A 26,003-nucleotide genomic window follows, 5' to 3' on the forward strand; every position below is an offset into this window, starting at 1 on the left:
CTCTCCCTTGAGCGGATGAATGGGATGGATGATGGATGGTCCTCGCCGGGTCGGACGGCTCAGCTGTCGTCCTCGGTCCAGCCGAGCTCGTCCCAGAACGCGGCGGGGACGAGCCGGTCGACGCGGTCGAGCACGTAGGTGGGCCGGTGGTCCTCGTCGAGCGCGGCAATGTCCTCGGCAGTGGCCTCACCGGTGAGCACGCAGGCCGACCGCATGCCGGCGTCCAGCGCCATCCGGATGTCGGTCTGGAGCCGGTCTCCGACCATGACGCACCTCGTCACGTCGACATCGAGGCCCGACAGGGCCTCGGTGAGCATCACCGGGGAGGGCTTGCCGAAGTTCGCCCGGCACTCGGTGCCGGTGCAGGCCTCGATGGCGGCGGCGATGGCCGCGCAGTCGGGTTCGCCGCGCCCGCCCGGGAAGGGGCAGAAGCGGTCGGGGTTGGTCTGCACGAGAATGGCCCGCTTGTGGAACCAGATGGCGTCGAAGGCGATCTGGAGCTTGCGGTAGTCGAAGGTCCGGTCGTACGAGGCGATGACGATGTCGATCCTGGCCGGGTCGTCGCTCAGCTCGAAGCCCGCCTCGACGAGGGCGCGGCACAGGGGCTGCTCGGCGATCGGGAACAGGACGGCGTCCGGATGGTGCTCGGTGAGCCAGCGGACGGTCGTCACGACGGTGTTGCAGATGTCCTCGAGCTCCGTGGGCAGCCCCAGACCGGCCAGCTTCCGCACGTACATGTCGGGATCCCGGGTGGGGTTGTTCGACAGGAAGCGGACCGGTATCCGGCGGCGGCGCAGCTCCTCGATGAGGCGCTTCGCGCCGGGCAGTAGGTGACTGCCGAGGTAGATCGTGCCGTCGAGATCGAAGATGTAGGCGTCCCCGAACTCCGTCGGGCCGCCCTCGGGGCCGTGGTTCATGTGTGGTTCCTTCCGACCGGTTCGGCGGTGGCCCGTCAGGACAGCAGGGCCGCCAGGGAGACGACCAGGGTGTTGCTGATCCAGATGCAGGCGGCCGGCGGGTCGACGTGGCTCGTGCCGCGGTTGTACCAGAGCCGGGCGGCGAGCTCGCCGAGGGCCGCCGCGACGACGCCGAAGAAACCGGCGACGAGGATCGCCACGAGGGCCATGAGCCAGGTGTGCGAGTCCCATGACGAGGTGGCGGTCCACGTGAAGGTGCGGAGGCTCCTGCCCATGAGGATCGGGAAGAACTGGACGGCGGCCAGCCCGGCGATGTTCGTCACGTGGTGCTGGACCGGCATGTTCCGATTCGTGATGAGGAACAGGATGATGATGGCCGAGATGCCGAAGCAGAAGCTGTTGGCGTTGGCGGCCGCCAGGCCGTTGGCGAATCCCAACCCGCTCAGGTGGGCGCCGACGTTGGCGGCCAGGAACAGGGAGGCGCCACCGGCGAAGATGCCGAACAGTGAGCCGATCGTGATCAGCTGGGAGGGCCTCTCCTGCCACTCGAGCCAGCGGCCGTTGGGGCCGGGCTTGATCTTGGCGGGGAAGCTGGTGGCGTCCTCGTGGAAACCCTCGGGATTGTGCAGCGAGCCCCGGAACAGGCCCTTGCCGGGGGCTCCGCCGAAGATGATGCGGGCCAGCAGGCCGGAGCAGAGGACGGTGAAGGCGACCGAGTCCGTGTGGGAGCCGAACCACGGGACGTGGCTCACGCCGATCTGGAAGAGATAGCCGAAGACGCCGAAGCAGGCGCCGACGACCAGGACGGCGGGCCTTCCCAGGCCGGCGAGCGGGGAGTTGACGTCCTTGCCGTCCTCCATGTGCCCCTTGTACCGGGCGTAGATGGCCGCGGCGACGCCGCCGGCGAAGGCGACGTGCGGACCCATGAAGGGGCCGAAGGCCAGGTAGTCGAAGCCGAAGGTGCTGCCGGTCGCGGCGAAGACGCCCCAGGAGGCGATCACGCAGAAGCCGACGAGCACGAATGCGTAGTTGCCGCCGATGGCGGCGCCGACGGCACCGCCGGCGACGGCGGCCAGGAGGCCGAAGAGGAAGACCCCCAGAGAAGCTGTGAACATCCTTGTTCCTTCTTGTCGTTCGATGATGGACGATGGACGCGCCCAGTGCCTGACGCGCCGACGGACTCACCGCCGGGCGAGGACCCGACGGTGACCGCCCCCGACGAGGGGCGCCGCGCAGGGACGGGCCCGGACGCCGCGTGCGCCCGCGACTCGTACCGTCATGGCCACATGATCCACAGAACTGATGAAATTTTCATCACAATTCATGTGATGAACATCACCACCCGCAGAACACGGACGAGCACGGGACCAGCACGAGGCCGAGGCCTTCCGGCTTCCCCCGAGGACTCCGGACGGAGACTCCCGGACGTCCCTCGGGCCTCGAGGAACCCCTTTCGACAAGGGATCCCCCGATGAGGTCAGGCGCCCTGCGGGCTCGACGAGCCGATCGACCAGAAAGCCCCATCGCATGCCTGACACCCTTCGCTCGGATCCGGCGGCTCCGGACGACTCCGTCCGGGCCCATCCCGTGGAAGCACACTAACAACTCATGTGGTGGATGTCACCATGGATTATGTTCAATTCATCATCCATACTGTTAAAATCCGGGGCATCCCTGAGTCGACGCCGTCCGCCCGGAGGCCATCCACCGACGGACCTCGTCCGGGAGGCGACGGAGACGTCGTCGACCGCGTCCCCTCCCGACCACGAGCAGGAGTCCCTCGGCGCAGTGTCCGCCCACTCGGAGCCTCACAAGGTCGGGACGAGCCGACTCAGCCGCGCCTCGTGGCGCCGGTTCGGCGGACCCGACGCCCGCGGGCCCCGGCCACGATGACGTGCACGCCGGCGTCCTCGAGACGCCCCAGCTCCTCCTCGGGGGCCTTGGCGTCGACGACGACATGGTCGAAGTCGCTCAGCTCGGCGAACTTGAACAGGGCCCGGCGGCCGAACTTGCTGTTGTCGATGAGCAGCACCCGCACCTCGCTGGAGCGCAGCATGGCCGACTTGACCTCGGCGACCTCCTGGTAGGGGTGGAAGCAGGCCATCGAGGAGATTCCCGAGGTGGACAGGAAGCAGTAGTCGGCGTGCATCGACTCGATGTTCTGCACAGTGGTCGGGCCCATGAGGGCATGGGCCCACGAGCGGTACTCCCCTCCGGTCATGATCAGCTGGGCCAGGCGGTTCCCGGTGACCTCGTCGGCCACGAGCAGGGAGTTCGTGACGATGGTCAGGGACGACAGTTCCGACAGGGCACGCAGCAGCCAGACCGACGAGCTCGAGTCGTCGAGCATGACCGAGGAGCCGTTGGCGACGAGCGTGGCCGCCTCGGCCGCAATGAGACGCTTCTCGTCCGAGGCCTGCTCCAGCCGGAAGACCGCATCGGCCTCGTGCAGCCCGCTCGCGACGGCGACGACAGTGCCGTTGTGGAGCTGGACGATGTTGCTCTGCTCCAGCACCGCGACGTCGCGATAGATCGTCATGGCGGAGACCCCGGTCAGGTCGACGAGCTCCTCGATAGTCGACTTCCCCTTGCCGATCACGGCCTGGGCGATGGCGTACTGCCTGGCCCTAGGGCCCGAGGTCTGCCCCTCACGCGCGCCGGCCATGTGTCATCTCCTCACGAGCTCGTCCACCCACAGGATACTGAGCGGAACGGGCCCCGACCGGAGCCATCGGACCATCAGGAGAACAACACGCGGCGACACGGGCCGCCTGGAGGCCGGAGGCATATTCTGGATCCCACACGACGAGGTGCGCAGCTCCTCGTCTGCCCGTGGACGACCCGCAGCTCGTCTCCGCACACCACGAGGAGATTCCATTCATGGTCGTATTGTTCGCAGCCACGGTGACCTTCGTCGGCGTTGTCCTCCCCCTCTTCCAGCATCCGCACGAGCACGGCGCCCTGGGCGCCAACGAACCGGAACTCACCATCGCGGCCTGATCCGACGGTCCTCCTCGGAACCATTGGCATCCCGGGCATCCCGGGCAGGACGCACCGCGAGCCGCTGGGCTCAGCCGTCGGTCGGCGGTCCTCCTCTCGGCCGAGTCGACATGATCCGGCCCATGAGCGGCTCCGACCCGGAGAACGCCCTCGCAGGCCCCGGTCCGGCCCCTGGGGCTGCGTGATGACGTCCACGCTGCGCCGGTGGACATGCTCGCATCGAGTTCCTTCGAGTCCGACCCGCCGCATGGCGACGGCGTCGAGCCGGATGACCCGACCACGTCGGCGGCGCATGACGGCCCCGATGGCCCCGTCACCGGCCCCCGGGGCCGTGCCCCGGGCCCCGGCGCGCAGGGGATCATCGCCCGAACCCGGCCAGGCAACCGTCCAGCGCACGGACGAACAGATCCGTGTCCGACGCCACTGCGAGGAAGTTCGCTCCGGCCGCCACGTACTCCTCGGCGACGTCGCCCTCCAAGGCGATCGAGCCCGCGACCAGGCCTGCGTCGCGGATCCTCCCCAGACACTCGCAGACGATGCCGTTGAGCTCGTCCTGAGGAGGATTCCCCAGCGAGGCGCCGAGATCAGCCGGGCCGATGAACACCCCGTCGACCCCCTCCACCTGAAGTATCCCGTCGAGGCTGGAGAGTCCCTCCCGGGTCTCGACCTGGAGAATCACGCAGAGCTGCGCCTCCGCCTCGTCCATGTATCGCCTGATCCGACCCCAGCGACCGGCCCGGGCGATGGACGCGCCGACGCCTCTCGTGCCGCGAGGCGGATAGCGCGTGGCCGCGACGGCGGCGGCGGCATCCTCGGGAGTGTCGATCATCGGGAGCAGCAGGCACTGCGCGCCGGCGTCGAGGACCTGCTTGATGAGCACCCGATCGGTCGCCGCGGGCCGGACGACGGGGGTCATCGCGTACTGTCCGATGGCCCGGAGCTGCTCCACCAGGCTCACGATGTGATTCGGTCCGTGCTCACCGTCGAGGAGCCCCCAGTCGAAGCGGGAGCCCGCTGCGATCTCGGTCATGAGAGACGAACCACTGCTCAGCCACAGCCCCAGTTGGGGGCTCTGCCCCGCGAGGAGCCGCTCCTTCAAGCCGTTGCGGGGCACCTCTTCCGCCCATTCGGACATGTCGTGCACCTCCTGACCCGATCAGTGCCTGAATGGGCGCTCGAGAGGACATGCCCGATTCAGCTCGACCCCGAACCCGGGCTTCGTGAGGACCTCCTTGCTGATCCTCCCGTTCACCGGAACCGGCTCCCCCACGAGAAGGGGATCGAACTGGGGCCGAATCTCATCGGCGGCAGGGCTCGTCATCAGAAACTCGCTGAACGGCGTGTTCACGAATGTGATCACTGCATGGTGCGAGTAGACGGAGGAACCGTGCGGGACCACGAGTTGTCCGCGCGACCTGGCGATCGCAGCGATGTCCAGGAGCGCCGTGAGACCACCGCACCACCCCACATCGGGCTGCAGGATGTCGACGCCGGTCTCGCTCAGCGTCCTGAACGCAGCGATGTTTCCATGGTGCTCTCCCGAGGTGACCATCATCCCGGGCGGCATCTGTCGCTTGAGCTCCGCGTAGCTCTCGTACTCGGCGGCGGGGAAGGACTCCTCCAACCACTTCACACCGTAGGGGGCCACGGCATGGGCGAGCTTCACGGCGAAGTTGACGTCCTGGCTCATCCAGCAGTCGAACATCAACCAGAAGTCGGGGCCGACAAGATCCCGGAACCCCTCGACGCGCCCGGCCTCCTCGCGGATTCCGGCGTCACCGTCGCTCGGGCCGAAATGCGTGGGGATCTTGCCCCCGATGAAACCCATCTCCTTGGCGAGGTCGGGACGGGAACCAGTGGCGTAGAACTGTATCTCCTCGCGCACCGCACCGCCCAGGAGACTGTACACCGGTTGCCCCAGGACCTTGCCGAACAGATCCCAGAGGGCGAGGTCGATGCAGGAGATGGTGTTGACGACCACTCCCCCTCCCCCGGAGTAGAAGAGGGTCGCGTTGACCATCTGGTCATGGATCAGTCTGATGTCGTCGACGCGTCGTCCGATGATGAATCGGGAAAGATGCAGCTCGGCGATGAAGCATCCGATCCATCCCGCGGTCGAGAGAGCGAATCCAGTCGTGCCATCACTCGCCTCGACCTCCACCACGAGCGTGCCGAGCACGTTGATACCGAACGACTGACGCGACTGCTCGTACTGCGGATACTTGCTCATCGGGGTGGCGATGTGGTCATCGATCCAGTGGCCGGCGCCCTGGTCATGGTAGTCCCCACCCCCTCGGCCCGACGCCGACGAGCTCGCTCCACCCATGAAGTAGGCGCGGATGTCCTTGATCGTTGGAAGCCCCATGGCTCTTCTCCCTTGTTCCTCCGAGGTGAGGCGCGGTGGCGGGCGCTCATCGGGCGTCCGCCACCGCGCCGGAACCGGTCAGTGCATCTGCTTGCCACCGTCGACGTTGAGCGAGACGCCGTTGACGAACGAGGCGTCCGCCGAGAGCAGGAAGGCCACGACCGCGGCTATCTCCTCCGGCTGGCCGACCCGCCCCACCGGAATGTTCGAGGACATCTGCTGCTTGCGCTCATCCGTGAGCCTCCCGCCCATGATGTCCGTGTCGATCGGCCCCGGAAGGACCGCGTTCGTCGTGATTCCGTAGGGGCCGAGCTCTCGGGCGCCTCCCTTGGTGATGCCGAGCACACCGGCCTTCGCGGCGGCATAGGCGAACTTCGAGAAGGTGCCTCCCCCGTCGAGGGCGGTGATGGACGAGAAATTGACGATGCGACCGATGCCCTGCTTCCTCATCCGCTCCGCGGCGTACTTCATCATCAGCATGGTGCCACGGCAGTTGACCGCCAGGACCTTGTCGAACAGGTCGGCATCGAGTTCGAGCAGCGGCACCGGGCAGGCGATGCCCGCGATGTTCGCCAGCCCCACGACCGGGGGCATCGTCTCCTCGATGCGCGCGAAGGCATCCTTCACCTGCTCCTCGTCCGAGATGTCGAGCCGGAGAGCCATGGACTTCCGATCCGGGAATTCGTCGGCGAGCTCCTCGCCGAACTCCAGCACCTTGTCGGACAGGTCGACGACCACGAGATCCCAACCCTCCTCGGCCAGCCGGCGAGCAGTCCTGCGGGCGATCCCCCTCGGCGCACCAGCACCGCTCACGACAGCGGTGTGCCGCTCCGGGAAGACTGGTTTCCTGTACTCCATCATTTCACTGATTCCTCCTTCTGCGATTGTTTTCAGTGTCCGATCAGGCTTCCGCACCGCTCTGCAGCGAGAGGGCCTCGCGCTCCTCGTCGGACTTCTTGAACAGCTTGAGCCCCAGCACGAGCAGGACGCCGACGATGCCGGCCAGACCGAGCACCACGAGCCCGGCCGCCTCATTCGGGTTCTCGACCGTGCCGAACGCGTTCTGGGTCGCCCATGTGCGCAGCAGCGGAGCCGCCCAGCCCCCGAGGTTGCCGACGGCGTTGACGAGCCCGGTGGCGCCGGCGAGGGCCGCACCGCTCAGGTATCTGGTCGGGAGCTGCCAGAAGATCGGCTGCGCACAGGTGAAACCGACCGCGGCCACTGACAGCAGGATGAGCGCGGGAACCGGTTGGTGGAGGAACAGCGCGGACCCCATGATCCCCACGCCCGAGAACGCCAGCATGAAGCCTGACAACAGCCCGTGGTTCTGCTTCCGGTCGGCGATCTTGGGAATGATGAGGACTCCGACGAGGGCCACCACCCAGGGAATCGCGGTGACGAGGGACGCCTTGAAGCCCGCCGAGGTGCCGGTCATCGACGTGACCTGCTTCGGCAGGAAGAAGGTGAGCCCGTAGACCGAGGCCTGGATGCAGAAGTAGATGAGGCAGAAGTACAGGATGCGGGGATCGGCCAACGCCCGGCCCCAGCTGATCGGCTTCGCCTTCTGCTTGGCGGCCTCCTCGATCTCGATCTGCAGGGTGAGATCCCGCTGCTCCTCCTTCGTCAGCCAGGCGGCCTTGTTCGGACGATCGACGAGGACCCAGGGGCAGATGATGCCGACCACGACGGCGAGCGCCCCCTCGGCGAGGAACATCCAGTGGATGCCGTCCATGCCCAGGAGACCGTCGAGCTCCAGCAGGCTGCCGGACAGCGGGTTCCCGAAGATGTTGGCAATGGGCAGCCCCATGTAGAACAGCCCCGTGGCCCACGCCCGCCTGGCAGCCGGGTACCAGTAGGTGAGGTACAGCATCACGCCCGGGAAGAACCCCGCTTCGGCGACGCCCAGCAGGAAGCGGAGCGCGTAGAAGCTCTTGGGCCCCTGCACGAACATGAAGCAGGCCGCGACAATGCCCCAAGTGATCATGATCCGGGTCATCCACCACCGGGCACCGACCTTGTGCATGATCAGATTGGACGGCACCTCGAAGACGGCGTAACCCACGAAGAACAGGGTCGCTCCGAACGTGTAGGCGGCGGTGGAGATGCCGTAATTCGCCTTCCACTCCTGCTGGGCCCAACCAAGATTCGTGCGATCGACGAACGCGATCACGTACATCAGCAGCAGGAAGGGGATTATGTGCTTGGTCACCTTCTCCAGGGCGCTCCTGACGGTCGCCTCGTCCGGCGTCGCGCGAGACGTTGTCTTCTCTGTCACGTCAGACCTCCTTGTCACACAACAGAATCTGGGATCAGCGCCCGACCGCGGGGATCGGGGGCGCTGAGGATGGGGAGGGGCCGGGGGCAGCCGGCCCCTCCCCGCCGCACGGCAGGTCGGCGAACGGCGCGGGACGGACCCGGCATCCGGCTCCCGGACCGGATCCGGTCCGATGCCTCGACATGGGGAACCACTCCATCGGTGAACGCATCGCCCCCGGCCGACGATCCGCTGTCGTTGCACGGGTCGAGGACCCTGAACCAGTCGCCTGCATGCGATCCCTCCGATCGCGTCACCCATGACCGATCATGCCTGTATCATAGATCATATAGGGTTCGTTTGGCCAGAAGCCGCCGGAAATCGCTCACGACTTCTTCGAGGCTTGTTCACAGGAGTCGTTAATAGGAACGTTTCACCTTGTCAAGTCTTCATTCTGTCGTGTTGTGAACAAGCTTCCCCGATGATCCGCCAGCACCGTCCATCCGACGAAGAACGATCCCGATGAGGTCATCCGCCCCGAACAGGGGACGACCCGCCGCGCACGCAGAGAGGGGAGGGCCCCACCGCCGACGAGGACGTCCAGCGGTGGGGCCCTCCCCCGTGCGGAGGAGCGACCGGGATCAGATCTCCCCGGCCAGCTGCTCGGCGATCCTCGTCATGTGACGCGCGAAGGAGACCGCGCCCGGGTCGGGGTGACCGAGCGAGGCGTCACCGTGCGTCGTGGCGCGCCCCTTCCTCGCCACGAGATCGGCGGTCGCCTCGGCCCCGGCGGTGGCCGCGGCCGCGGCCGCCGAGAAGGCTCCCGGCAGATCGTCCCCGGCGGCCCGCAACGAGGCGGCGAACGGCGTCGTGGCATCGACCATCGTCTTGTCGCCGGGTTGCGCGCCGCCGTTGGCCGGCACCGACTCGGCGCCCGCCGCGACGGCGGCGATCACCGTGGCGGCGTCCGCAGCCGTCTCGTCGGACAGCGCCGCGCCGACGGCCTCGAGGGCCCGGCCCCACAGCGCCCCGGAGGTGCCGCCGGCGCCCTCGGCCCAGGCGAGGCCCGCCTGGCGCATGACCGTGGCGGCGCCGGCGCCCGCGGCGACCGCCGCGGAGGCGGCCCTGGCCGCGGCCCGCGAGCCGAGCACCATGCCCTGCCCGTGGTCGCCGTCACCGGCGATCGAGTCGAGCCTGCCCAGGAAGTCGGAGTCCTCGGCCGCGGTGCGGGCCATGAGCTCGACGACCTCGGCGATCCTGGCGCCCTGGGCCGCGGACTCCGGCGAGCCGGCGGCGAGTTCGGCACTGGCCTCGGCGGCGAGCTCGCGCCTCGGGCCGGCGTGCTCGACGGCGCCCCGGGTGAAGGCGGGCGTCAGGGCCGGTGCGAGCAGGAGCTCCTCGAGCTCGTCGTCGAGGAAGACGACGCTCAGCGAGACGCCGGCCATGTCGAGGCTCGTGACCTGCTCGTCGACGATCGGGGCGACGATCTCGAGGCCGGCGGCCTCGAGGAGCCGGGCGACGCGCCCGTACAGGACGAACATCTCCTCGTACTTGGTGCAGCCCAGGCCGTTGACCAGGACGCCGACGCGCCGGGCGCCGGCGGGCCGCTCGGCCAGGACGCCGTCGACGAGGGTCCGGGCGATCTCGTCGACGCCGTTCAGCGGGTGCGAGGACAGCCCCGGCTCTCCGTGGACGCCCAGGCCGAGCTCGTAGTGGCCCTCGGGAACGGTGAACAGCGGCTCGGGCGCCCCGGGCAGGGTCGGGGCGTCGAAGGCGATGCCGAGGGTCCTGGTCGCGGCGTTCGCGCGCCGGGTGGCCTCGACGACGGCGTCGAGGTCCCGGCCGGCGGCCGCAGCGGCGCCCGCGACCTTCACGACGAAGAAGTCGCCGGCGATGCCGCGGCGCTCCGTCCACTTCTCGACCGGACGCGAGGCGACGTCATCGGTGATCGTCTCGACGCGGGTGTCGATGCCCTCGGCGTTGAGCACGTCGGCCCCCTTGCCGAACTGCAGGCAGTCGCCGGCGTAGTTGCCGAACAGCAGCAGTACGCCGCCGCCGTTGTCGGCGGCCCGGGCGACCGACACGACCTGCGAGTCGGACGGCGAGGCGAAGATGTTGCCGCAGACCGAGCCGTGGGCCATGCCCGGGCCGACCCAGCCGCAGAACGCCGGGTAGTGGCCGGAACCCCCGCCCACCACGACGGCGACCTCGCCGCGGGGCGAGGCATCGGCGCGGACCACACCGCCGTGCACCGCCTGGACGAGATCCGAGTGCGCGGACACGAAGCCCGCAAGACTGTCAGCCGCGAAGTCCAGCGGCTCGCCAACAAGGTACGTCATTGTCTCTCCTGTCTCATGTCTCAGAGGCTCTGCTTCATGGTCGCACTCGTCGTCGAGGGGCGGTAGGCCCGAACCATCAGCACGGTTCCTACAGAATATAGGGATGGCGGCCTCCTGGCGAGACCGCCATTCCCGTACTCCTGTGCCGCCGGGGCCTGCGGGATCAGTGCTCCGCCGTGTCGAGCTTCAGCATCTTGGCGATGACGATGTCGAGGTCGGCATCGTTGAAGATGCGCTCCCAGTCGTCCTTGATGATGGCTTCACGGCCGTAGTCCATGGCCAGCAGGCAAGCGTCCGAGAAGGGGTTCGACCCGCGCAGCGCGTTGGTCAGCGCGATCCAGATGTGGCCGTGGATCATGGCGGTCACGGTCGCCTCGTCCATGTCGGTGTGACGCACCGTGGCGTCGATGGCGTCCTTGAGGAACTGGCCGAGCATGCACCCGATGGTCTCGTTCAGCGTGGGCTCGAGGACGGCCAAGTCGTGCACGGAGGCCCAGTAGACCTTGATGACCGGGCCGTACATGGTCGAGATGATCCGCTCGGCGAGGGGCTTGAGGGACTCGTCCCCCTGCTGCAGGGCGGCGACCGAGTTCTGCGGGGCGGCGACGCCCCCGAAGGTGTCGGCGTACTCCTCGGGCGTGCGGCGCTCGAGGAAGACCGACGGATGGGTCGGGTGGGCCACGACGTAGTCGAGGTCGTCGCGCATGGTCAGCAGGCCGGCGTAGGCGGCTGCCGGGTCGAGGGTCAGCACCATGGCGCCCGACTTCATCCTGGGGACGACGTCGGCGGTGACGGGCCCCAGTGCCACGTCCGGCACGGCCAGGATCGCGACGTCGACGCCACCGATGACATCGTCCGTCGGCACGACCTCGCGGCCGGCCTCCTGCACGCGCCGCCTGCCGGCCTCGCCGTTCTCGCAGTAGTAGACGGTCCAGTCGGTGCGCTGCAGATTGTCGGACACGCGCATGCCCATCTTGCCGCCGGCGCCGACGACCGCGATCCTCAGGTTCTCACTCATGATTCGGTTCTCCTTCATCCTCGATGGTTTCCTCGATGTGGTCGCCGAGGCCGCTGCGCACGCGAGCAAGGGTCTGCCGCGTCCATCGGCGCTCCATGGCGACGGTGGTCCGCGGGTCGCCCTGCCAGGTGAGCCAGTGCTCGACGATCATGCTGATGCCGCGTTCGAGGGGTCTGACGGCACTCAGCTCGGCGCCGAGGTCGAGCAGCCCCTCCCCCATCGCCGCACCAGCCAGGGTGAAGCCCACCCAGCCGTCCCGACGGGTGAAGGCGAAATCCTTCACATGGAGGTTCAGCGTGTACGGCGCGCAGCGGTCGATCACATCACCGGGCAGCTCAAGACTGGCGACGCAGTTGGCCGGGTCGAGGCAGATGCCGACCCGGGGGTCGTCGACGTCGGCCACGAATCGCACCAGCCGCGCGCTGGGCAGCTGCTCGTAGGTCTCGAGGGCGAGCGAGACGCCGTCCTCGTGGAGCCGCGGGAGCAGCCCGCGGACCGCTGCGAGGGACTCGTCGAGGGTCGGCTCGCCGGGGCCGACGCGCACCATGGAGCGCAGCAGGCGCACGCCCAGCGCCTCGGCGATGTCCAGGTACCCGTTCAGGTGATCGGGACGGGTGCCGCGGGTGCCCAGTTCGAGCGCCAGCCCCAGGTCCGAGGCCTGCTGGCGGACGTCCTCGAGCTGGTCGGCCGACATCGTCTCGATGGGCGGGTAGTCGCAGACCTGGAAGACCCCGCACCCGAGGTCCCCGGCCCGTTCGAGCATGCCGGCCAGGTCGAGGGGCCGCTCCACGGCCTCCGACCACTCCCAGAAGAGCGCATAGGTGCCGATCCCCAGCGCCATGGTCATCACCGCCTCTCCGTCTTCGTCGCCATGCCGATCAGGACGCATCCGCGGTGTGCACCCGGCCCCGTCGGGCGAGCAGGACCATGAGCACCGCGGACAGGATCATGAAGCCGCCGACGACGACCATGGGCACGACGTACCCGCCCGTCCAGTCGTGGATCGCCCCCGTGATGTAGCCGGCGGAGAAGCCGGCGATGTTGCCGATCGTGTTGATCAGGGCGACGCCGGCCGCGGCCGGGGCGCCCGTGAGGAACTGCGTGGGCAGCGTCCAGAAGTTGGGCAGCACGGCGAAGATCGACATGGCCGTGACGGAGATGACGCCGATGGCGCCGACCGGTGAGCCGACGAACAGGGCGACCGGGATCGAGACCCCGCCGATGGCCGCCGGCACGGCGATGTGCCAGCTGCGCAGCCCGCGCCGGGTGACGTCCCTCGACCAGAGGTACATCGCCAGGGCGGCGAACACGTAGGGGACCGCGGTGACCAGCCCCTGCTGCAGGATCGTCAGCTTGGTCCCGTACTGGGCCCCGAAGCCCTTGATGATCGTGGGCAGGAAGAAGCCCAGTGCGTACAGGCCGTAGATGAAGCCGAAATAGATGAGCGAGAGGACCCACACCCGGCCGCTCGTGAGGGCGGCCCGGACGTTCCGCTCGCTCCGGTCGCCGCTGTTCGTCTCGGCCTCGGCGTCGAGCTGGACGCGCAGGCAGGCGACCTCCTCGGCGGTGAGCCAGGAGCAGTCCTCCGGCCTGTCCTTCAGGTAGAAGAAGCCGATGGCGCCGACGACGATGGCCGGGGCGCCGACGCACAGGTACATGAAGCGCCAGCCCTCCAGCCCGAGGACGCCGTGGTGCTGGATGAGCCAGCTGGCCAGCGGGGCCCCGATGACGTTCGTGAGCGGCTGGGCGAGGTAGAAGAGCATGAGGGTACGGCTGCGGTGCTGCGAGGGCACCAGCATGCTCAGGAAGAGGATCGCACCGGGGAAGAAGCCGGCCTCGGCGACGCCGAGCAGGACGCGCAGGGCGTACAGCTGACCGCTCGACTGGACCCAGGTGAACAGGATCGAGACGATGCCCCACGTGAGCATGATGCGCGACAGCCAGACCCGGGCGCCGAATCTGTGGAGCGCCAGGTTGGACGGGATCTCAAGGATGATGTATCCGATGAAGAACACGCCCGAGGCGAGTCCGAACTGGGCGGCTGTCATGCCCAGGTCCTGTTCCATCCCGTTGGGACCGGCGTATCCGATCGCGGTGCGGTCCAGGAAGTTGATGAAGAACATCAGCGCGACGAACGGCACCAGCCGTACCGAGATCTTGTGGACGGCGGACCTCTCCACCGCAGGGTTCACGATTGCTGTGCTCGACACGTGACCTCCTCGTCATCGTTGTCATCGTTCCGATCGGTCGCGCAGCGCTGCGCGGCGTCCGTACGCGTACGAGGGTAGAGCCACACCGACCAACCTGTCAACCGGTTAACTTGTTTCTGCAGGTCGTACGGGCTCAGCGGCGGGGCGCCCGGCGGCCCCACGGCGGTCGCACGTCCCGAGCAGGGCGGATCGCGCCTAGTAGATTGACGGCATGCCCGCATACGCAACCGGACCGGCCGACGAGTTCCTCGAGGAGATGTCCGCCCTCCCCCGCGGGACGACGGCGGCCGAGGTCGCGCAGCACCTGCTGTCCCACTTCGGCACCGGCCCCCTGTCGACCGGTGACCGGGTACCGCCCGAGCGGGCCCTGGCCGAGAAGCTCGGCGTCGGGCGCTCTGCCGTCCGCGAGGCGCTCGCGGCGCTCGAGCTGCTGGGCCTGGTCGAGGTACGACCGGGCGCGGGCACCTATGTGCGCGGGACGACCTCGGATCTTCTGCCGAAGACGCTCACCTGGGGCATGCTGCTCGGAGACAACGACACCCGGCAGCTCCTCGAAGTGCGCTCGGCCCTCGAGGTCGAGTCGGCGCGCCTGGCCGCAGAGCGGGCCGAGGAACGGGACCTCGGGCTGCTGAGGGACAGCATCGAGTCGATGCGCGAGGCCCTGCCCGATCTGGAGAAGGTGATCCCACTCGACTACCGCTTCCACGTCGTCCTGGCCGACGGCTGCCGCAACGACCTGGCCGCCGACATGCTGCGCACCTGCCGCACGCTGCTGAGCATCTGGCTGGACCGGGCCCTGCGCAGCGAGGCGGACGCCGTCGAGTCGTTGGGCGAGCATGAGATGATCCTGCGAGCGGTCGAGAGGCACGACGTCGAGGCCGCCGAGCAGGCCATGCGCGCCCACATGAGGACCGCGACGAAGCGCCTCACCACCCAGATGTGAGCAGCACCGCGTCCGGTCCTGCAGGAGCGTTCATCAGCACGCTTGTTCGACGAGCCGGGCCACCGATGAGCGCCCGCATCTTCCCCCGGATCACCAACAAGCGATCACCCCTCCCACGGGCACGCCCGGCTCGCCAGAGCGAGGGGCCCGTCACCAGTTGGAGGTGACGGGCCCCTCGCGGTCAAGGCCCGTTCGGGAGTTGAGCACCGGCCCACCGCATCACAGACCCGGCGCGATACTGAAAATCGCTCGGACCGGATGTCCGTCAAAATTGACCAGCTGATAGCTCACCCCGGCTGGAATGAAGATGGACTCCTCGGGCTCCAGGATCAGGCAGTCCCGGCGATCGGGGAAGTTGACCGTGATGGGACCCTCCATGCAGTAGAGCACGAGATCTCCCTGGTGGGACATGGGCTCGGAGCAACGCGGCCCTTTGCCGCCCCCGGGCGGTACGATCATCTCACCCATGTGGGCGAAATCCGTGCTCACCGTGAATTTCATGAGCATGGGGCTGTCGTTGCCCATGAGCGTGACCAGCTTCTCACGGTCGCCGATCCGATAAATATTGGTCGGATGAATTCGCGCCGCGGCTCCATCGACCGGGAAGCGACCCAGGTCGTCAGTGGTGGGAAGCGGGTTGATCCCCGAACGACCGGCGACACTCGGGATCTCGCTGTTCTTGCGACCCTTGAAGGTCTTCGTGTCATCCGCCGCAGGAAAGATCTTCGGCGGGACGTCCTCGCCCCACGCCTTGGGAGCGATGAAGAAGAGGACCCTGACCTTGTGGTTGGAGAAGTTATTCCCCTGATGCCACGTCTCTTGAGGGATGAGCAGGCCCTCATCGGTCTGCAACTCGACATACTGACCATAGTTGCTCTTCTGGACCACCGGCCCCTCAAGAATATAGTACATCTCATCGCCGGGATGGATGTCGATCGGCTCGAATGACGCCCCGGGCGCTAGTTCGTAGATCCCGACGAGAAGAGTGTCGGTGGACACTATCAAATAATTATTGTCGCTGGTGAATGCATTGTCCGGAGGATATATATGATGAAGATAGTCGGTTTTCCTGATGAGAAGAGTTCTCTTCTCAGCGGGTTCGAAGGGGAAGCGTTCGAGTACATCCTGGAATCTTGTCATGGTGAACTCCCAATCTTGAAACTCATTCACGGCATCGGCGGCCGAGGGCGCGACAAGTGGTGACGCCTCCGTGCAGGATCTTGTGAATGAACCTTCTTGTGTCAATTGTTCTGGTCTCCCGACCAGAGCTGTTCATCGGTGTCGAGATCGAGCGTCTCGATGTCATCGAAATCCGTTTCCCCGGCAGCTGAGCGTGTCGCCATGGCAGAAGATCCCATCAGGTCGCCCAGGCCGCCGACAGCAGAGGCCCCGCCCTCAGCCCTGGCCGATCTCGGCAGGAGGAGCACGAGCATGCCTGCCGTGACTAATGCGGAGAACAGGAGGATCAGCAGGAACATGAGCGGACGGTTGCACAGCGGCAGGACGAAGAGCCCGCCATGGGGCGCCTGCATCGTCAGCCCGGCGATGTAACTGAGCGAAGCCCCGAACGCGCTGCCGACCATGAGCGATGGGATGACCCGGAAGGGATTTGCGGCGGCGAAGGGGATGGCGAACTCGGTGATCATGCCCACGCCACCGACGAGGAGACCGCCCATTGAACCCCGTTCGGCCTTCGTGAACCGTTTGGGTGCGATCAGCGCAGCAACACCGAGGCCGAGCGGAGGAGACATCGAGGCGATGAAATTCGCAGCCATGGGGGCCCAGTTGCCGCTTTCCGCAGCAGCCAGGGCAAAGGCATAAGCCGCCTTGTTGACAGGACCGCCCATGTCGAATGCGAGCATGGCGCCTTGAACGATGCCCAGTATCATCTTGGCACCACCGGACATGTTGAGCAGCCAGGACTGCATGGTTCCATTGAGCCAGGCGAAGGGAACGCCGATGACGTACTGCATGAAGGCACCGATGATGAGGACACTCACGACGGGGATGATGAGCACTGGGAGCAGTGATTGCAGCACTGCAGGCAACCTGATCTTCTTGAGCTGCCGCACCAGGTAGCCGGCGGCAATACCGCCGATGATGGCGCCGAGGAAACCCGCCCCGAGCGAGTTGGCCATCGCTCCGGCCACGAAACCACCAACGATTGCCGGCTTGTCTGCCAGCGCGTAGGCGATGTAGCCGCCGAGAACAGCGGTCATGAGCCCCATCGAGGCCTGACCCCAGGCATAGACATCGGCCCAGAATCCAGAACCATCTCCGACGTAGATGCCCCCGAAGGCGAACCCCAACGCAATGAGGATACCTCCGGCCACCACGAACGGAATCATGTACGAAACTCCTGTGAGGAGAGCCTGCATGAGCTCGCGACCCTCTTCTTTCGCCCTATTCATTTTCTTCCTCCCCGATGAGGCCACGTTTCACTAGCGCTCGATAGAGTGCTTCAGGGCTCTGAATCACCTGATGCGGTGATACTTTGACTGTTGCGTTCTTCCGGCTGGCGAATCTCTCGACATCCGCGATGGCGACATCATTGGCCAAGATGATGACATCGGCATTGGCTATGTCCTCCGGACCGAGCCTGTTCTCTATGCCCAAGGCACCCTGTATCTCGACCCTCACTTCGAGGCCATGCTCCTGGGCGAGTCGTTCCAACGCCTCTGCCGCCATGTACGAGTGAGCAATCCCCGTTGCGCACGAGGTGACCGCGACCAGTCTCATCATCGACTCCTCCTACCCCATGCCGTCGAAGAGATCGGCGACTTCATCATTTCTCAGTGCATTATCGAATGCGGACAACAATTCCTTGTCCACGAGGTTGCGAGCGAGTCTGGCAAGGACCCTGAGGTGCTCGTTGCCGGACCCTTCAGGCATGGCGATCACGAACACCTTGTCCACCTCGCCCTCCTCGCCATGTGACACGTAGTGCATGGGCGCCGCCAGTCGATAAATGCACACCGAGGCCGCCAGGACCCCCGCCGACCGAGTGTGCGGAATCGCTATCCCGTTGCCCATGTAGGTCGACCCCTCGCGCTCACGCCGGTACAGATCTTGAACGAAAACCTCCCTGTCCACGATCCGTCCCGCCTCATCCAGGGTAGCCGCCGCTTGACGAACCAGATCCTCGAAATCATTCGGCGGTCGCATGTCCAGTCTGATGATGTCCGGACTCACGACACCATGTTCGTCACTCATCATTTCGAGCCCTTCGGTACTCGAACCCATTGAGAAACGCGCCGTAGAGTTTCTTCGCCTCGGCCTTCGTGTGGACGTAGACTTTTTCGACCAGTTCGTGGTAGAACGTGGGTCTCCCTTCGGCCCGGTCCGCCTCGATGACTTCACCGGCGAACCGCGAGGATTCAACTGCCAGATAGGAGTAGTAATTCACCTTGGAAATACCACCGGCCACCGCTTTGGTGATGTCTGGCAGTGGGACACCAGAGCTGCCGTGCATGACAAGAGGCGTCTCCCCAGTGGCTTCACGCAGCCTCTTGAGATGTTCGAAATCAAGCACGGGTTCTTTCTCGTAGATCCCATGCGAGGTGCCGAATGTGACGGCCAGGGCGTCAACCCCGGTTCGTTCCACGAACTCATGGGCAAGGTCCGGGTCCGTGTACGCGGTCGAAGCACTCGAGCCGCCATGGGTGTCATTGAGCGTAGTGGGCATCTCGCCCAGTTCGGCCTCGACGCTGATTCCGGCAGGACGGACCATCTCGATGAAGGCTTTGACCCTGCTGACGTTCTCCTCGAACGTGAGCTTCGAGCAGTCATACATGACCGAGGTGAACCCGTTGTTGACACCACGCATGATGAAGTTCATGGATTCGCCGTGGTCGACGTGCACGGCGACCGGCACTTTTGCACGACGTGCACAGCCGATGAGGTCCGGGGCGATCCGCTCGAGCGGGATGAGCGGATCGTGCACCTCGGCATGGTCGATGACCAGCGGTATGTTCACTTCTTCGGCTGCATCGATGAGCGCCCGCAGGTACGTCGTGTTCGGGGCGTTGATGCAGCCCACTCCGTAACGGTTCCTCGTCGCGTCGGTCAGCATCTCTTTCAGGTTGACAAGCATGTCGGTCTCCTTGGGCAGGCGGACCTCGCCCTCGAGGCCCACCAGTCGTCTACAATTGCAAGATCTTGCAGGGCTGATATTACTGTCATTTAGCTGGGACGGCAAGGGCAGAGCCGCATCGAACAGAGCATGGCTCCGGAATGGTTGCCCGGTCGCTGCCAGTCACTGCCCGACATGGGCTCTTCCGCACGAGGATGTGCTGACCGTGGCCAGGCGCTGCTCAGCCGACGTCACCCGCAGCGAGAGACTCGGCCACACCGAGATCCGTGATGAGGACGCTCGCCAGGCCCCCGCGCAGTGCCGACATGATCGCCTCGATCTTCTCCGATCCACCGCACACAGCAATGCGACGAGGGATCTTCCGCAGTTGATCAAGATCCATCCCGATCACCCGGTCGTCGAAGGCCGATCGGATCGCCTGACCCTCAGCGTCGAAGAAGCGGAAGCACACGTCGCCGACTGCCCCAGCCTCCTCCAGCTCTGCCAGGTCATGAGCCGACGCGTAGGTGCCCCCCGGCCTCACCAGTGTCGAAGAGGACAGCGAGCCGACACTCACCAGCGCAACGGTCACGGCACGCCAGCGCGACATGGCCTCGACCACGCTGGGGTCATCGGTCAGCGCGTCATGGACAGTCCTGTTCGTCGCCACCCCCGGCGCTGGGATGACAACGGGCTTGGCACCCATCTTGGTGGCGAACAGACCCAGCATCTGCGAGGCCTCGATCTGAGCGGCGGCGTGTCCGGCGCCGCCATCCAGCTGCACGACCTCATCGACTGCCGCATTCGCGAGCCGAGGAAGCGCCTGAGCGACGCGCATGAGGCTCTCACTCCATGCCGACACGCCCAGCACGCAACCGGTCGTCAGACTGTTCTCAAGGTACGCGGCTCCAGCTGCGCCGAGCGAAGAGAGAACCTGCTCGTGGGAGCCCCGCGCGTCAGTGACAACCACCTCGTCGAGCCCGTAGGCACGTTCCAGCTGCTCCTCGAGCTCAGCGTGAACGCCCGCGGGGAGCGACACGACCGTCCGCACCACACCGGTGGAGGCGGCTTTTTTCAGGAGCCGCGAGACCTTCGACGCCGACAGATGCAGACGAGACGAGATCTCGGTTTGGCGAAGCCCCTGCTCGTAGTACATGCGGGCGACCCTGACCATGAGCCTCGTCTGGTGGGCATCTGCGCGAGACGTGGGGGCTCTCATGCGCTCACTCCCCCGGCTCCACCTGGCATGACGTCCTCCCCACGAACCCGCACGAGGATCATTGGCGATCCCCTCTCAGAATATGGTGCGGCCAGAATATGGTGCGGCGCCCGAGAACGAGTGATGCCCGGTTTGGAACACGTCGGAGGGCCCGCCGCCCCGAGTTCAGACCGCTGCGCGTTCGCGCGCCTCCTTCGCAACCGAGACGAATGCGTCCGGGTCGTGGGCGAAGCGCCCCAGGAAGAGGCCGTCGATGGCCGGGTCGAGGGTGCCGAGCAGACCCGGACCGGCCGAGCCGCCGTACAGCAGGCTGAGCCCGGGCACGTCGGACAGACCCTCGCGGATCCCCCGGCACACCGCCGAGACGTACTCGGACGGGGCCGGGGCCGGCGCGCCGATCGCCCAGTGGGGCTCGTAGCCCAGCCAGAGCTCGGACGGCCGGGCGTCGGCCAGGGCCGAACGCACCTGCCCGACGCACTTCGCGGCGGCCTCGGCCTCGGTGGAGCGCTCCGCCTCGCCGATGCACAGCAGCGGGACGATGCCGTTGCGGGCGGCGGCGGCCGTCTTCGCGGCGACCATCGCGTCGTCCTCGCGGTAGATCGTGCGCCGCTCGGCATGCCCCACCTCGACGACCCGGACGCCGAGGGCCGCCAGGTCGACGCCCGACACCTCGCCGGTGCGGGCGCCCCGGTCGTCCTGGCAGAGGTCCTGGGCGCCGAGCAGGATGCCCGAGCCGTCCAGGATCGCCCCCGTCTCGGCAATGGTCAGGAAGTCGGGCAGGACCGCCAGACGGACGGCGTCCGACAGGCCCCGCTCGGCGCCGACCAGGTCGACGAGCGAACGGGCGTACTCCAGCGTGCGGGGGCGCTCGAAGTACATCTTGAAGCTCACCGCGACGATCGGCCTGTTCACGATCGGTTCCCCCTCGCCTCGGCGCGGCCTCAGTGCTCGGCCTCGTACTCGCAGATGCGGGCGACCTTGACGCCGCTGCGCGAGGCGGGGTCGAACTCGTTGGCCAGGTAGTTCTCCAGAAGGACCTTCGCGGTCTCGATGCCGAGCACCTGGGAGCCCATGGCGATGAGATTGGCGTTGTTGGACAGGGTCGCCCGCTGGGCCTGGTAGACGTCGGCGACGCAGGCGCAGTAGGCGCCGCGGACCTTGTTCGCGGCGATCGAGACGCCGATGCCCGTGCCGCAGACGACGACGCCGCGGTCGGCCCCGCCGGCCACGACGTCCTCGGCGACCCTGGTGGCCACGTTGGCGTAGATCGGGTCGTCGGAGCCGTAGTCCTCGACCTCGTGGCCCAGCTCGACGGCCCTGGCCATGAGGGCCTTCTTGAACTCGGCGGCATTGGGGTCGCACCCGAAGATGAGCTTCATGGGATTCCTCTCGTCCGAGACGGTGTGTGGTTCTGAGACGGTGCGCGGTGTGGACGGTGCGCGGTGCGCTCCGCGGCGATCGGTGGCGGCGGGCTCGCGGCGACGCCGCCACTTCGCCGCCGATCCTATATGACTCATGCGGGTACGACTCATGCGGGGGCGGGACGGCCGGGCCGCGCGTGCTCGCGGCACGACCCGGCCCGCCCCGGGTCGCTCCGCCCTCCGACGGGGGCGAGCCCGAGCGGCCCGGGCTTCGGACGGGGGCCGGGCCCGGGAGGATCAGGGGCGGGAGGCCTCGGCCCTCGCGTCGATCTGCATCTGGGAGTAGACGGCGGCCACGCGCGTCGACTCGATCATCGACTCGCCCTGGGCGATGCCCTTGCCGGCGATGTCGAAGGCCGTTCCGTGGTCGACCGAGCTGCGCATGAAGGGCAGGCCGAGGGTCAGCGTGACGGCGTTCTGGAAGTCCAGCGTCTTGCAGGCGATGTGACCCTGGTCGTGGTACATCGACAGGATGGCGTCGTAGTGCCCGTCCAGGTTGAACGCGAAGATCGCGTCGGCCGAATCGGGGCCGTGCGCGTCGATGCCGAGGGCCCGGGCGTCCTCGACGGCCGGCGCGATGTGCTCGATCTCCTCGGTGCCGAACAGGCCGCCCTCGCCGACGTGCGGGTTGAGGGCAGCGACGCCGATCGACGGGTGCTCGAAGCCGAACTTCTTCAGCTCGGTGTCGATGTTCCCGAGGAACTCGAGGATGCGGTCGTGGTTGGCCAGGTCGCAGGCCTCGCGCAGCGAGACGTGCCGGCTGACGAAGAAGACGCGCAGCCTGTGCACGTTGAACATCGTCAAAGCGTACGGCGAGCCGGTGAGCGCCTGGTAGATCTCGGTGTGGCCGATGTAGGGCACCTCGGCCGCCTTGAGGGCGGCCTTGTTGATCGGGGCCGTGGAGACGCCGTCGATGCGACCGGCCATGCCGAGCTCGATCGACTTCTCGATGTACGAGTAGGCGCGCCTGGCCGCGGCGACCTGGATCGCGCCGAACCCGATCGTCGCGTCGGGCTCGACGCCGGTCTCGAGGAGGTCGACGGTGCCGAACTCGTTCCTCGCCTGCTCCGGCCCGGTGATGACGTTGAGCTTCAGATCCCTGACGCCCTGGATCTCGGCGGCCCGTTCGAGGGAGTCGGCGCTGCCGATGACGAAGGGATCGCAGATGTCGTGGATCCGCTCGTCCTGGATCGTCTTGAGGGTGATCTCCGGGCCGATGCCGGCAGGATCGCCCATGGTGATCGCCATGGTGGGCTTACGCGTGTGCGCCATGAGTGCGCATCCTTTCGTCGAGGATTCGGTTGACGGATTGAACGGCGGTGACCTCGGTGCCCGTCAGACCGCCCTTGCAGACGACGGGGAGCCCCTCGTAGGGGCCGCCGGTGATGATGCCCTGGTCGACCTGCGGAATGACGTAGTCGACGAGGGTGATGCCCTTGGCCCCGAAGGCCTCGCAGCCGGCCACCATGACGTCGCCGCCGGTGAGGTACAGGCCTGCGCAGTCCTGCCTGCCGATGACGTCGAGGACGCGCCGGGCCAGGGCGCCGAAGCGTACGGTGAGCCGCTTGGCCGGTTCGGGGCCTGTGAGGCCGGACAGCTCCTCCATGACGGCCTTCGGCGTGGTCGTGCCGCTGTAGACGGTGTCGAGCGCGCAGATCATGACGCGCGGCGGCGCGGCGGCCTCGTCGAGCAGACGGCGGGCCTCCGCCTCCGCCCTGCGGCACTCGGCCTCGTGGGTCGAGACGTCCCTGTCGAGCATCGCCAGGACGTCGACCGAGAGCGCGACGGCCCCGGGCGCCTCGGCCAGCCTGGTGATCTGGTTGTGGGTCACCCGCGTGGCGCTGCCCGCCACGACGAGCACCGTGCCCGTCTCGCCCGGCACCGGGTCGAGGCGGGTGACGCGCTGCGGCACCTCGGCGGGCCGGATGGCCCCCGCGTGCACCGCGACGCGGTCGGTGAACGGGCCCGGGTCGACGCAGACGATCGGCCAGCCGAGGTCGACGACGGCCTGGGCGATCTGGTCGACGTCGTCGATGCTCAACGCGTCCACGAGGAAGATCCGGGTCCCCTCGCGGCGCAGCTCGACGAGCTCGTGCTTGATGGCCTGCCTGCCCGAGATGACGGGCCTGATGCTCACGTGCCCGAGCCCGGCCTTGAACTGCTCGCGGAAGAGGGTGGGCAGGTGGGCCTGGTGCACCGGCGTGCGCACATCCTGCGCGACGCCGGTGCGGGTCAGGAGCACCGAGTCGATGAGCGAGTAGCCCTCGATCACGACGCGCCGCGACTGGGGCATGGCCGGCACGACGACCGCCATGTACTCGGAGCCCAGGGCCGAGAGCATGCCCTCGACCTCCGGCCCCACGCCGCCGCGGACCGTCGTGTCGATGCGCTTCGCGAACATCCGGGCGCCCTGCTCCTCGAGGATCCGGGTCGCGTCGCGCACCCTCCCGAAGGCCACCCCGGCGGACAGCGGGCGCGAGTCGGTGCTGACGATCGCGGCGGCGTTGTCGGGCAGGGGCGTGGTCGCGACGTACGAGGGGTCGAAGAACACGGTGGCGGGCACGCCCTCCCGGGCGATGAGCGCGCCGACCGTCGTTCCGCCGGTCAGGTCGTCCGCGACGATTCCCACATTCGCCATGAGTCGGCACCTCCTTGTGCAGGGTTCATCGTCGCAGATCAGGCCCGGGTCGCGGTGGCGGCCCCGACCTTGGGCGCGGGCCGCCCCTCGGTGAGGGTGAGGATCAGCACGAGGCCGATGAGCAGGACGACGACGAAGTAGCTGAAGGCCACCGTGTAGTTGCCCCCGAAGGCGTCCAGCAGGGCGCCGACGATGATCGGGGCGAAGAAGCCGCCGAGGTTGCCGCCGGAGTTGATGACCGAGATGGCGAAGGGGTAGGTCCCGTCGGTCGTGAGGTTCATCGCGTAGGCGGTGAACATGGGCCAGCCGATGTTGAGGAAGAAGCCGGTGAGGATCAGCGAGCCGACGACCAGGACCGTGTTCTGCGGGACGACGAGCACGACGACCATCATGACAGCGGTCATGAGGGCGGTGATGAGCATGGTGGGCTTGCGGCGCCCGCGGAAGACGCGATCGGAGACGACGCCGCCCACGAGGGCGCCGACCAGGCCGCCGATGGACGGGGCGGAGGCGACGAAGCCCATCTTGATGAAGTTGTAGCCGCGGGCGGTCACCAGGTACGAGGGGATCCAGGTGAGCATGCCGTACAGCACGTTGTTCATGAAGAAGTAGGCGATGGTGTTGCCCCAGATGTTCCAGGACCGCATGATCCTGCCGTTGGTGTCGAGCGGCTTCTCGTCGCGCAGCCGGATGAGGCGGTCGATCCAGCCCATGTCGCCGAAGTCGACCCTCTTCTCGGTCCCACCGGTGTCGGTGCTCGTGATGCGGGCGAGCTCGGCGGCGTTGACGCACCTGGACTGGCCGGGGTGGGTGCGCTGGACGAGGAAGAAGACGATCGCCATGACCACCCCGGAGACGGCGAACCAGTGGAACACCGAGCGCCAGCCCTGGGCGTTGGCCAGGGCCACGGCGATGATCGGCACGATGATCGGCGCGAACTGCGTCGAGGCGATGTAGACGCCGGTGGCCGTGCCCTTCTCCTTGGGCGGGAACCAGGCGTTGACGGTGGAGGTCATGCCGACCGGGGTCGGGCCCTCCATGAGGCCGAGCAGCAGGCGCAGCACGAGCAGGGCCACGGCGGTGGTCGCGAAGCCCATGCAGAAGGTGATGATCGAGAAGAGCAGGACGGCCAGCGAGACGATGTGGCGGGTGCCCTTCTTCGTCATGACGAGGCCGGCGGGGATCTGGGAGATCGCGTAGCCGAGGAAGAAGAAGCTCGAGATGGCGCCCGAGGCGAAGTTCGAGATCTCGAACTCGCCCTTGATCATCGGCAGGACGGCGCCGATGTTGGAGCGGTCGGCCATGCAGATCACGTAGGTGATGAAGATGACGGTGAGGACGACCCAGCGATAATGCGTGGGACGCTCCTCGTGGTGAAGTGTCGACGATGACATGCGTGCCCCATCTGGTGTGCGGTGGACGATGTGTACGAGTCGGGAGGAGCCCCGAGACGAGACAAGACTACACAAATTCTCATCATTGTCCATATGAGAGGGTCTTGATGCGAGGTTTTGGGAAAATATCGCATTGTTGACAGTGTGGCGGTATGCTGGGAGTCGCCTCGCCGAGGAGGCACCCGCGCACCTGCGGGCCCTCGATCCAGGAAG

The 26,003-nt window shown here is 67.1% G+C and carries 25 protein-coding genes; 3 read left to right on the forward strand and 22 right to left on the reverse strand.

Annotated features, from left to right (window positions below; translation table 11 throughout):
- Positions 1 to 59 precede the first annotated feature (59 nt).
- From K336_RS0102955 to K336_RS13955, 3 genes are all read right to left on the reverse strand, one after another.
- Complete coding sequence (locus tag K336_RS0102955; protein WP_028706248.1) at positions 60 to 917, reverse strand: HAD-IIA family hydrolase; 858 nt, start codon at positions 915 to 917, stop codon at positions 60 to 62.
- 35 nt (positions 918 to 952) lie between these two features.
- Positions 953 to 2,032, reverse strand: coding sequence for a hypothetical protein (locus K336_RS0102960; protein ID WP_028706249.1), 1,080 nt, complete (start codon positions 2,030 to 2,032; stop codon positions 953 to 955).
- Between the two features lie 716 nt (positions 2,033 to 2,748).
- Positions 2,749 to 3,582 carry a DeoR/GlpR family DNA-binding transcription regulator gene (locus K336_RS13955; RefSeq protein ID WP_051245349.1) on the reverse strand — a complete coding sequence of 278 codons (834 nt, stop codon included), beginning with the start codon at positions 3,580 to 3,582 and terminating at the stop codon, positions 2,749 to 2,751.
- A gap of 167 nt (positions 3,583 to 3,749) precedes the next feature.
- Between K336_RS13955 and K336_RS18390 the strand changes: the two genes are divergently transcribed.
- The gene (locus K336_RS18390) at positions 3,750 to 3,917 is read left to right on the forward strand and encodes a hypothetical protein (RefSeq protein ID WP_155944969.1); all 168 of its coding nucleotides are present in this window, start codon (positions 3,750 to 3,752) and stop codon (positions 3,915 to 3,917) included.
- Between the two features lie 358 nt (positions 3,918 to 4,275).
- Here the strand turns inward: K336_RS18390 and K336_RS0102975 are convergent, their stop codons facing one another.
- The 8 genes from K336_RS0102975 to K336_RS13970 all read right to left on the reverse strand — a co-directional run bounded on the left by K336_RS0102975 (position 4,276) and on the right by K336_RS13970 (position 14,103).
- On the reverse strand, positions 4,276 to 5,052 hold the full coding sequence (locus K336_RS0102975) for an aldolase/citrate lyase family protein (RefSeq protein WP_051245350.1): 777 nt from the start codon (positions 5,050 to 5,052) through the stop codon (positions 4,276 to 4,278).
- 21 nt (positions 5,053 to 5,073) lie between these two features.
- Positions 5,074 to 6,282 carry an L-rhamnonate dehydratase gene (rhmD, locus tag K336_RS0102980; protein WP_028706251.1) on the reverse strand — a complete coding sequence of 403 codons (1,209 nt, stop codon included), beginning with the start codon at positions 6,280 to 6,282 and terminating at the stop codon, positions 5,074 to 5,076.
- A gap of 78 nt (positions 6,283 to 6,360) precedes the next feature.
- Positions 6,361 to 7,143, reverse strand: coding sequence for an SDR family NAD(P)-dependent oxidoreductase (locus K336_RS0102985; RefSeq protein ID WP_043150153.1), 783 nt, complete (start codon positions 7,141 to 7,143; stop codon positions 6,361 to 6,363).
- A 40-nt stretch (positions 7,144 to 7,183) separates the two neighbouring features.
- Positions 7,184 to 8,557: an MFS transporter gene (locus K336_RS13960; RefSeq protein ID WP_051245351.1), complete on the reverse strand. Its 1,374-nt coding sequence runs from the start codon at positions 8,555 to 8,557 to the stop codon at positions 7,184 to 7,186.
- 620 nt (positions 8,558 to 9,177) lie between these two features.
- Entirely contained in the window at positions 9,178 to 10,875 is a 1,698-nt protein-coding gene (locus K336_RS0102995) for a dihydroxyacetone kinase family protein (protein WP_028706253.1), read from the reverse strand.
- 163 nt (positions 10,876 to 11,038) lie between these two features.
- On the reverse strand, positions 11,039 to 11,893 hold the full coding sequence (locus K336_RS0103000; RefSeq protein WP_211223423.1) for a phosphogluconate dehydrogenase C-terminal domain-containing protein: 855 nt from the start codon (positions 11,891 to 11,893) through the stop codon (positions 11,039 to 11,041).
- Complete coding sequence (locus tag K336_RS13965) at positions 11,886 to 12,740, reverse strand: sugar phosphate isomerase/epimerase family protein (RefSeq protein ID WP_211223424.1); 855 nt, start codon at positions 12,738 to 12,740, stop codon at positions 11,886 to 11,888. Before K336_RS13965 ends, K336_RS0103000 begins: the two co-directional genes overlap by 8 nt.
- A gap of 31 nt (positions 12,741 to 12,771) precedes the next feature.
- Complete coding sequence (locus K336_RS13970; protein ID WP_051245352.1) at positions 12,772 to 14,103, reverse strand: MFS transporter; 1,332 nt, start codon at positions 14,101 to 14,103, stop codon at positions 12,772 to 12,774.
- 211 nt (positions 14,104 to 14,314) lie between these two features.
- Here K336_RS13970 and K336_RS0103015 point away from each other — a divergent pair, with 211 nt between their 5' ends.
- Positions 14,315 to 15,046 carry a FadR/GntR family transcriptional regulator gene (locus tag K336_RS0103015; RefSeq protein WP_028706255.1) on the forward strand — a complete coding sequence of 244 codons (732 nt, stop codon included), beginning with the start codon at positions 14,315 to 14,317 and terminating at the stop codon, positions 15,044 to 15,046.
- Between the two features lie 219 nt (positions 15,047 to 15,265).
- On the opposite strand, the gene K336_RS0103020 is transcribed toward K336_RS0103015, so the two are convergent.
- Positions 15,266 to 16,045, reverse strand: a complete 780-nt coding sequence (locus tag K336_RS0103020; protein WP_211223425.1) for a cupin domain-containing protein — start codon at positions 16,043 to 16,045, stop codon at positions 15,266 to 15,268.
- A 48-nt stretch (positions 16,046 to 16,093) separates the two neighbouring features.
- On the opposite strand from K336_RS0103020, the gene K336_RS19240 reads away from it, so the two are divergent.
- A complete protein-coding gene (locus tag K336_RS19240; protein WP_211223426.1) occupies positions 16,094 to 16,249 on the forward strand; it encodes a hypothetical protein in 156 nt (51 codons plus the stop codon).
- A 38-nt stretch (positions 16,250 to 16,287) separates the two neighbouring features.
- Here K336_RS19240 and K336_RS13975 read toward each other — a convergent pair whose 3' ends face one another.
- The 10 genes from K336_RS13975 to K336_RS13985 form a co-directional block, all read right to left on the reverse strand.
- Positions 16,288 to 17,457 (reverse strand): PTS fructose transporter subunit IIC, encoded by a 1,170-nt coding sequence (locus K336_RS13975; RefSeq protein WP_081660527.1) that lies wholly within the window; start codon positions 17,455 to 17,457, stop codon positions 16,288 to 16,290.
- Positions 17,450 to 17,788: a PTS fructose transporter subunit IIB gene (locus tag K336_RS0103030; RefSeq protein ID WP_211223428.1), complete on the reverse strand. Its 339-nt coding sequence runs from the start codon at positions 17,786 to 17,788 to the stop codon at positions 17,450 to 17,452. Before K336_RS0103030 ends, K336_RS13975 begins: the two co-directional genes overlap by 8 nt.
- Positions 17,789 to 17,797: 9 nt before the next feature.
- Positions 17,798 to 18,262 (reverse strand): PTS sugar transporter subunit IIA, encoded by a 465-nt coding sequence (locus tag K336_RS13980; protein ID WP_162142550.1) that lies wholly within the window; start codon positions 18,260 to 18,262, stop codon positions 17,798 to 17,800.
- A complete protein-coding gene (locus K336_RS0103040) occupies positions 18,252 to 19,139 on the reverse strand; it encodes a class II fructose-bisphosphate aldolase (RefSeq protein ID WP_028706258.1) in 888 nt (295 codons plus the stop codon). Before K336_RS0103040 ends, K336_RS13980 begins: the two co-directional genes overlap by 11 nt.
- A gap of 220 nt (positions 19,140 to 19,359) precedes the next feature.
- Positions 19,360 to 20,274, reverse strand: coding sequence for a sugar-binding transcriptional regulator (locus tag K336_RS0103045; RefSeq protein WP_162142551.1), 915 nt, complete (start codon positions 20,272 to 20,274; stop codon positions 19,360 to 19,362).
- Positions 20,275 to 20,502: 228 nt separating this feature from the next.
- Positions 20,503 to 21,249 (reverse strand): triose-phosphate isomerase family protein, encoded by a 747-nt coding sequence (locus K336_RS0103050; protein ID WP_043150157.1) that lies wholly within the window; start codon positions 21,247 to 21,249, stop codon positions 20,503 to 20,505.
- A 29-nt stretch (positions 21,250 to 21,278) separates the two neighbouring features.
- Complete coding sequence (locus K336_RS0103055) at positions 21,279 to 21,716, reverse strand: RpiB/LacA/LacB family sugar-phosphate isomerase (protein ID WP_028706260.1); 438 nt, start codon at positions 21,714 to 21,716, stop codon at positions 21,279 to 21,281.
- A gap of 279 nt (positions 21,717 to 21,995) precedes the next feature.
- Positions 21,996 to 23,030, reverse strand: coding sequence for a 4-hydroxythreonine-4-phosphate dehydrogenase PdxA (gene pdxA / locus K336_RS0103060; RefSeq protein ID WP_021798653.1), 1,035 nt, complete (start codon positions 23,028 to 23,030; stop codon positions 21,996 to 21,998).
- On the reverse strand, positions 23,014 to 24,396 hold the full coding sequence (locus K336_RS0103065; RefSeq protein ID WP_028706261.1) for a four-carbon acid sugar kinase family protein: 1,383 nt from the start codon (positions 24,394 to 24,396) through the stop codon (positions 23,014 to 23,016). Before K336_RS0103065 ends, pdxA begins: the two co-directional genes overlap by 17 nt.
- 38 nt (positions 24,397 to 24,434) lie before the next feature.
- Positions 24,435 to 25,790 carry an MFS transporter gene (locus K336_RS13985; protein ID WP_051245354.1) on the reverse strand — a complete coding sequence of 452 codons (1,356 nt, stop codon included), beginning with the start codon at positions 25,788 to 25,790 and terminating at the stop codon, positions 24,435 to 24,437.
- Positions 25,791 to 26,003 lie beyond the last annotated feature (213 nt).

Origin of the sequence: Propionibacterium acidifaciens DSM 21887 (genome assembly GCF_000426605.1) — a bacterium.
GTDB classification, from domain to species: Bacteria; Actinomycetota; Actinomycetes; order Propionibacteriales; family Propionibacteriaceae; genus Propionibacterium; species Propionibacterium acidifaciens.

Bases quoted from the DNA above. Each gene is read 5' to 3' on its own strand.
- K336_RS0102955 (WP_028706248.1), bottom strand. From the start codon at position 917: ATGAACCACGGCCCCGAGGGCGGCCCGACGGAGTTCGGGGACGCCTAC.
- K336_RS0102960 (WP_028706249.1), bottom strand. From the start codon at position 2,032: ATGTTCACAGCTTCTCTGGGGGTCTTCCTCTTCGGCCTCCTGGCCGCC.
- K336_RS13955 (WP_051245349.1), bottom strand. From the start codon at position 3,582: ATGGCCGGCGCGCGTGAGGGGCAGACCTCGGGCCCTAGGGCCAGGCAG.
- K336_RS0102975 (WP_051245350.1), bottom strand. From the start codon at position 5,052: ATGTCCGAATGGGCGGAAGAGGTGCCCCGCAACGGCTTGAAGGAGCGG.
- rhmD (WP_028706251.1), bottom strand. From the start codon at position 6,282: ATGGGGCTTCCAACGATCAAGGACATCCGCGCCTACTTCATGGGTGGA.
- K336_RS0102985 (WP_043150153.1), bottom strand. From the start codon at position 7,143: ATGATGGAGTACAGGAAACCAGTCTTCCCGGAGCGGCACACCGCTGTC.
- K336_RS0102995 (WP_028706253.1), bottom strand. From the start codon at position 10,875: ATGACGTACCTTGTTGGCGAGCCGCTGGACTTCGCGGCTGACAGTCTT.
- K336_RS0103000 (WP_211223423.1), bottom strand. From the start codon at position 11,893: ATGAGTGAGAACCTGAGGATCGCGGTCGTCGGCGCCGGCGGCAAGATG.
- K336_RS13965 (WP_211223424.1), bottom strand. From the start codon at position 12,740: ATGACCATGGCGCTGGGGATCGGCACCTATGCGCTCTTCTGGGAGTGG.
- K336_RS0103015 (WP_028706255.1), top strand. From the start codon at position 14,315: ATGCCCGCATACGCAACCGGACCGGCCGACGAGTTCCTCGAGGAGATG.
- K336_RS19240 (WP_211223426.1), top strand. From the start codon at position 16,094: ATGATGAAGATAGTCGGTTTTCCTGATGAGAAGAGTTCTCTTCTCAGC.
- K336_RS13975 (WP_081660527.1), bottom strand. From the start codon at position 17,457: ATGAATAGGGCGAAAGAAGAGGGTCGCGAGCTCATGCAGGCTCTCCTC.
- K336_RS0103030 (WP_211223428.1), bottom strand. From the start codon at position 17,788: ATGATGAGACTGGTCGCGGTCACCTCGTGCGCAACGGGGATTGCTCAC.
- K336_RS13980 (WP_162142550.1), bottom strand. From the start codon at position 18,262: ATGATGAGTGACGAACATGGTGTCGTGAGTCCGGACATCATCAGACTG.
- K336_RS0103040 (WP_028706258.1), bottom strand. From the start codon at position 19,139: ATGCTTGTCAACCTGAAAGAGATGCTGACCGACGCGACGAGGAACCGT.
- K336_RS0103045 (WP_162142551.1), bottom strand. From the start codon at position 20,274: ATGTACTACGAGCAGGGGCTTCGCCAAACCGAGATCTCGTCTCGTCTG.
- K336_RS0103055 (WP_028706260.1), bottom strand. From the start codon at position 21,716: ATGAAGCTCATCTTCGGGTGCGACCCCAATGCCGCCGAGTTCAAGAAG.
- pdxA (WP_021798653.1), bottom strand. From the start codon at position 23,030: ATGGCGCACACGCGTAAGCCCACCATGGCGATCACCATGGGCGATCCT.
- K336_RS0103065 (WP_028706261.1), bottom strand. From the start codon at position 24,396: ATGGCGAATGTGGGAATCGTCGCGGACGACCTGACCGGCGGAACGACG.
- K336_RS13985 (WP_051245354.1), bottom strand. From the start codon at position 25,790: ATGTCATCGTCGACACTTCACCACGAGGAGCGTCCCACGCATTATCGC.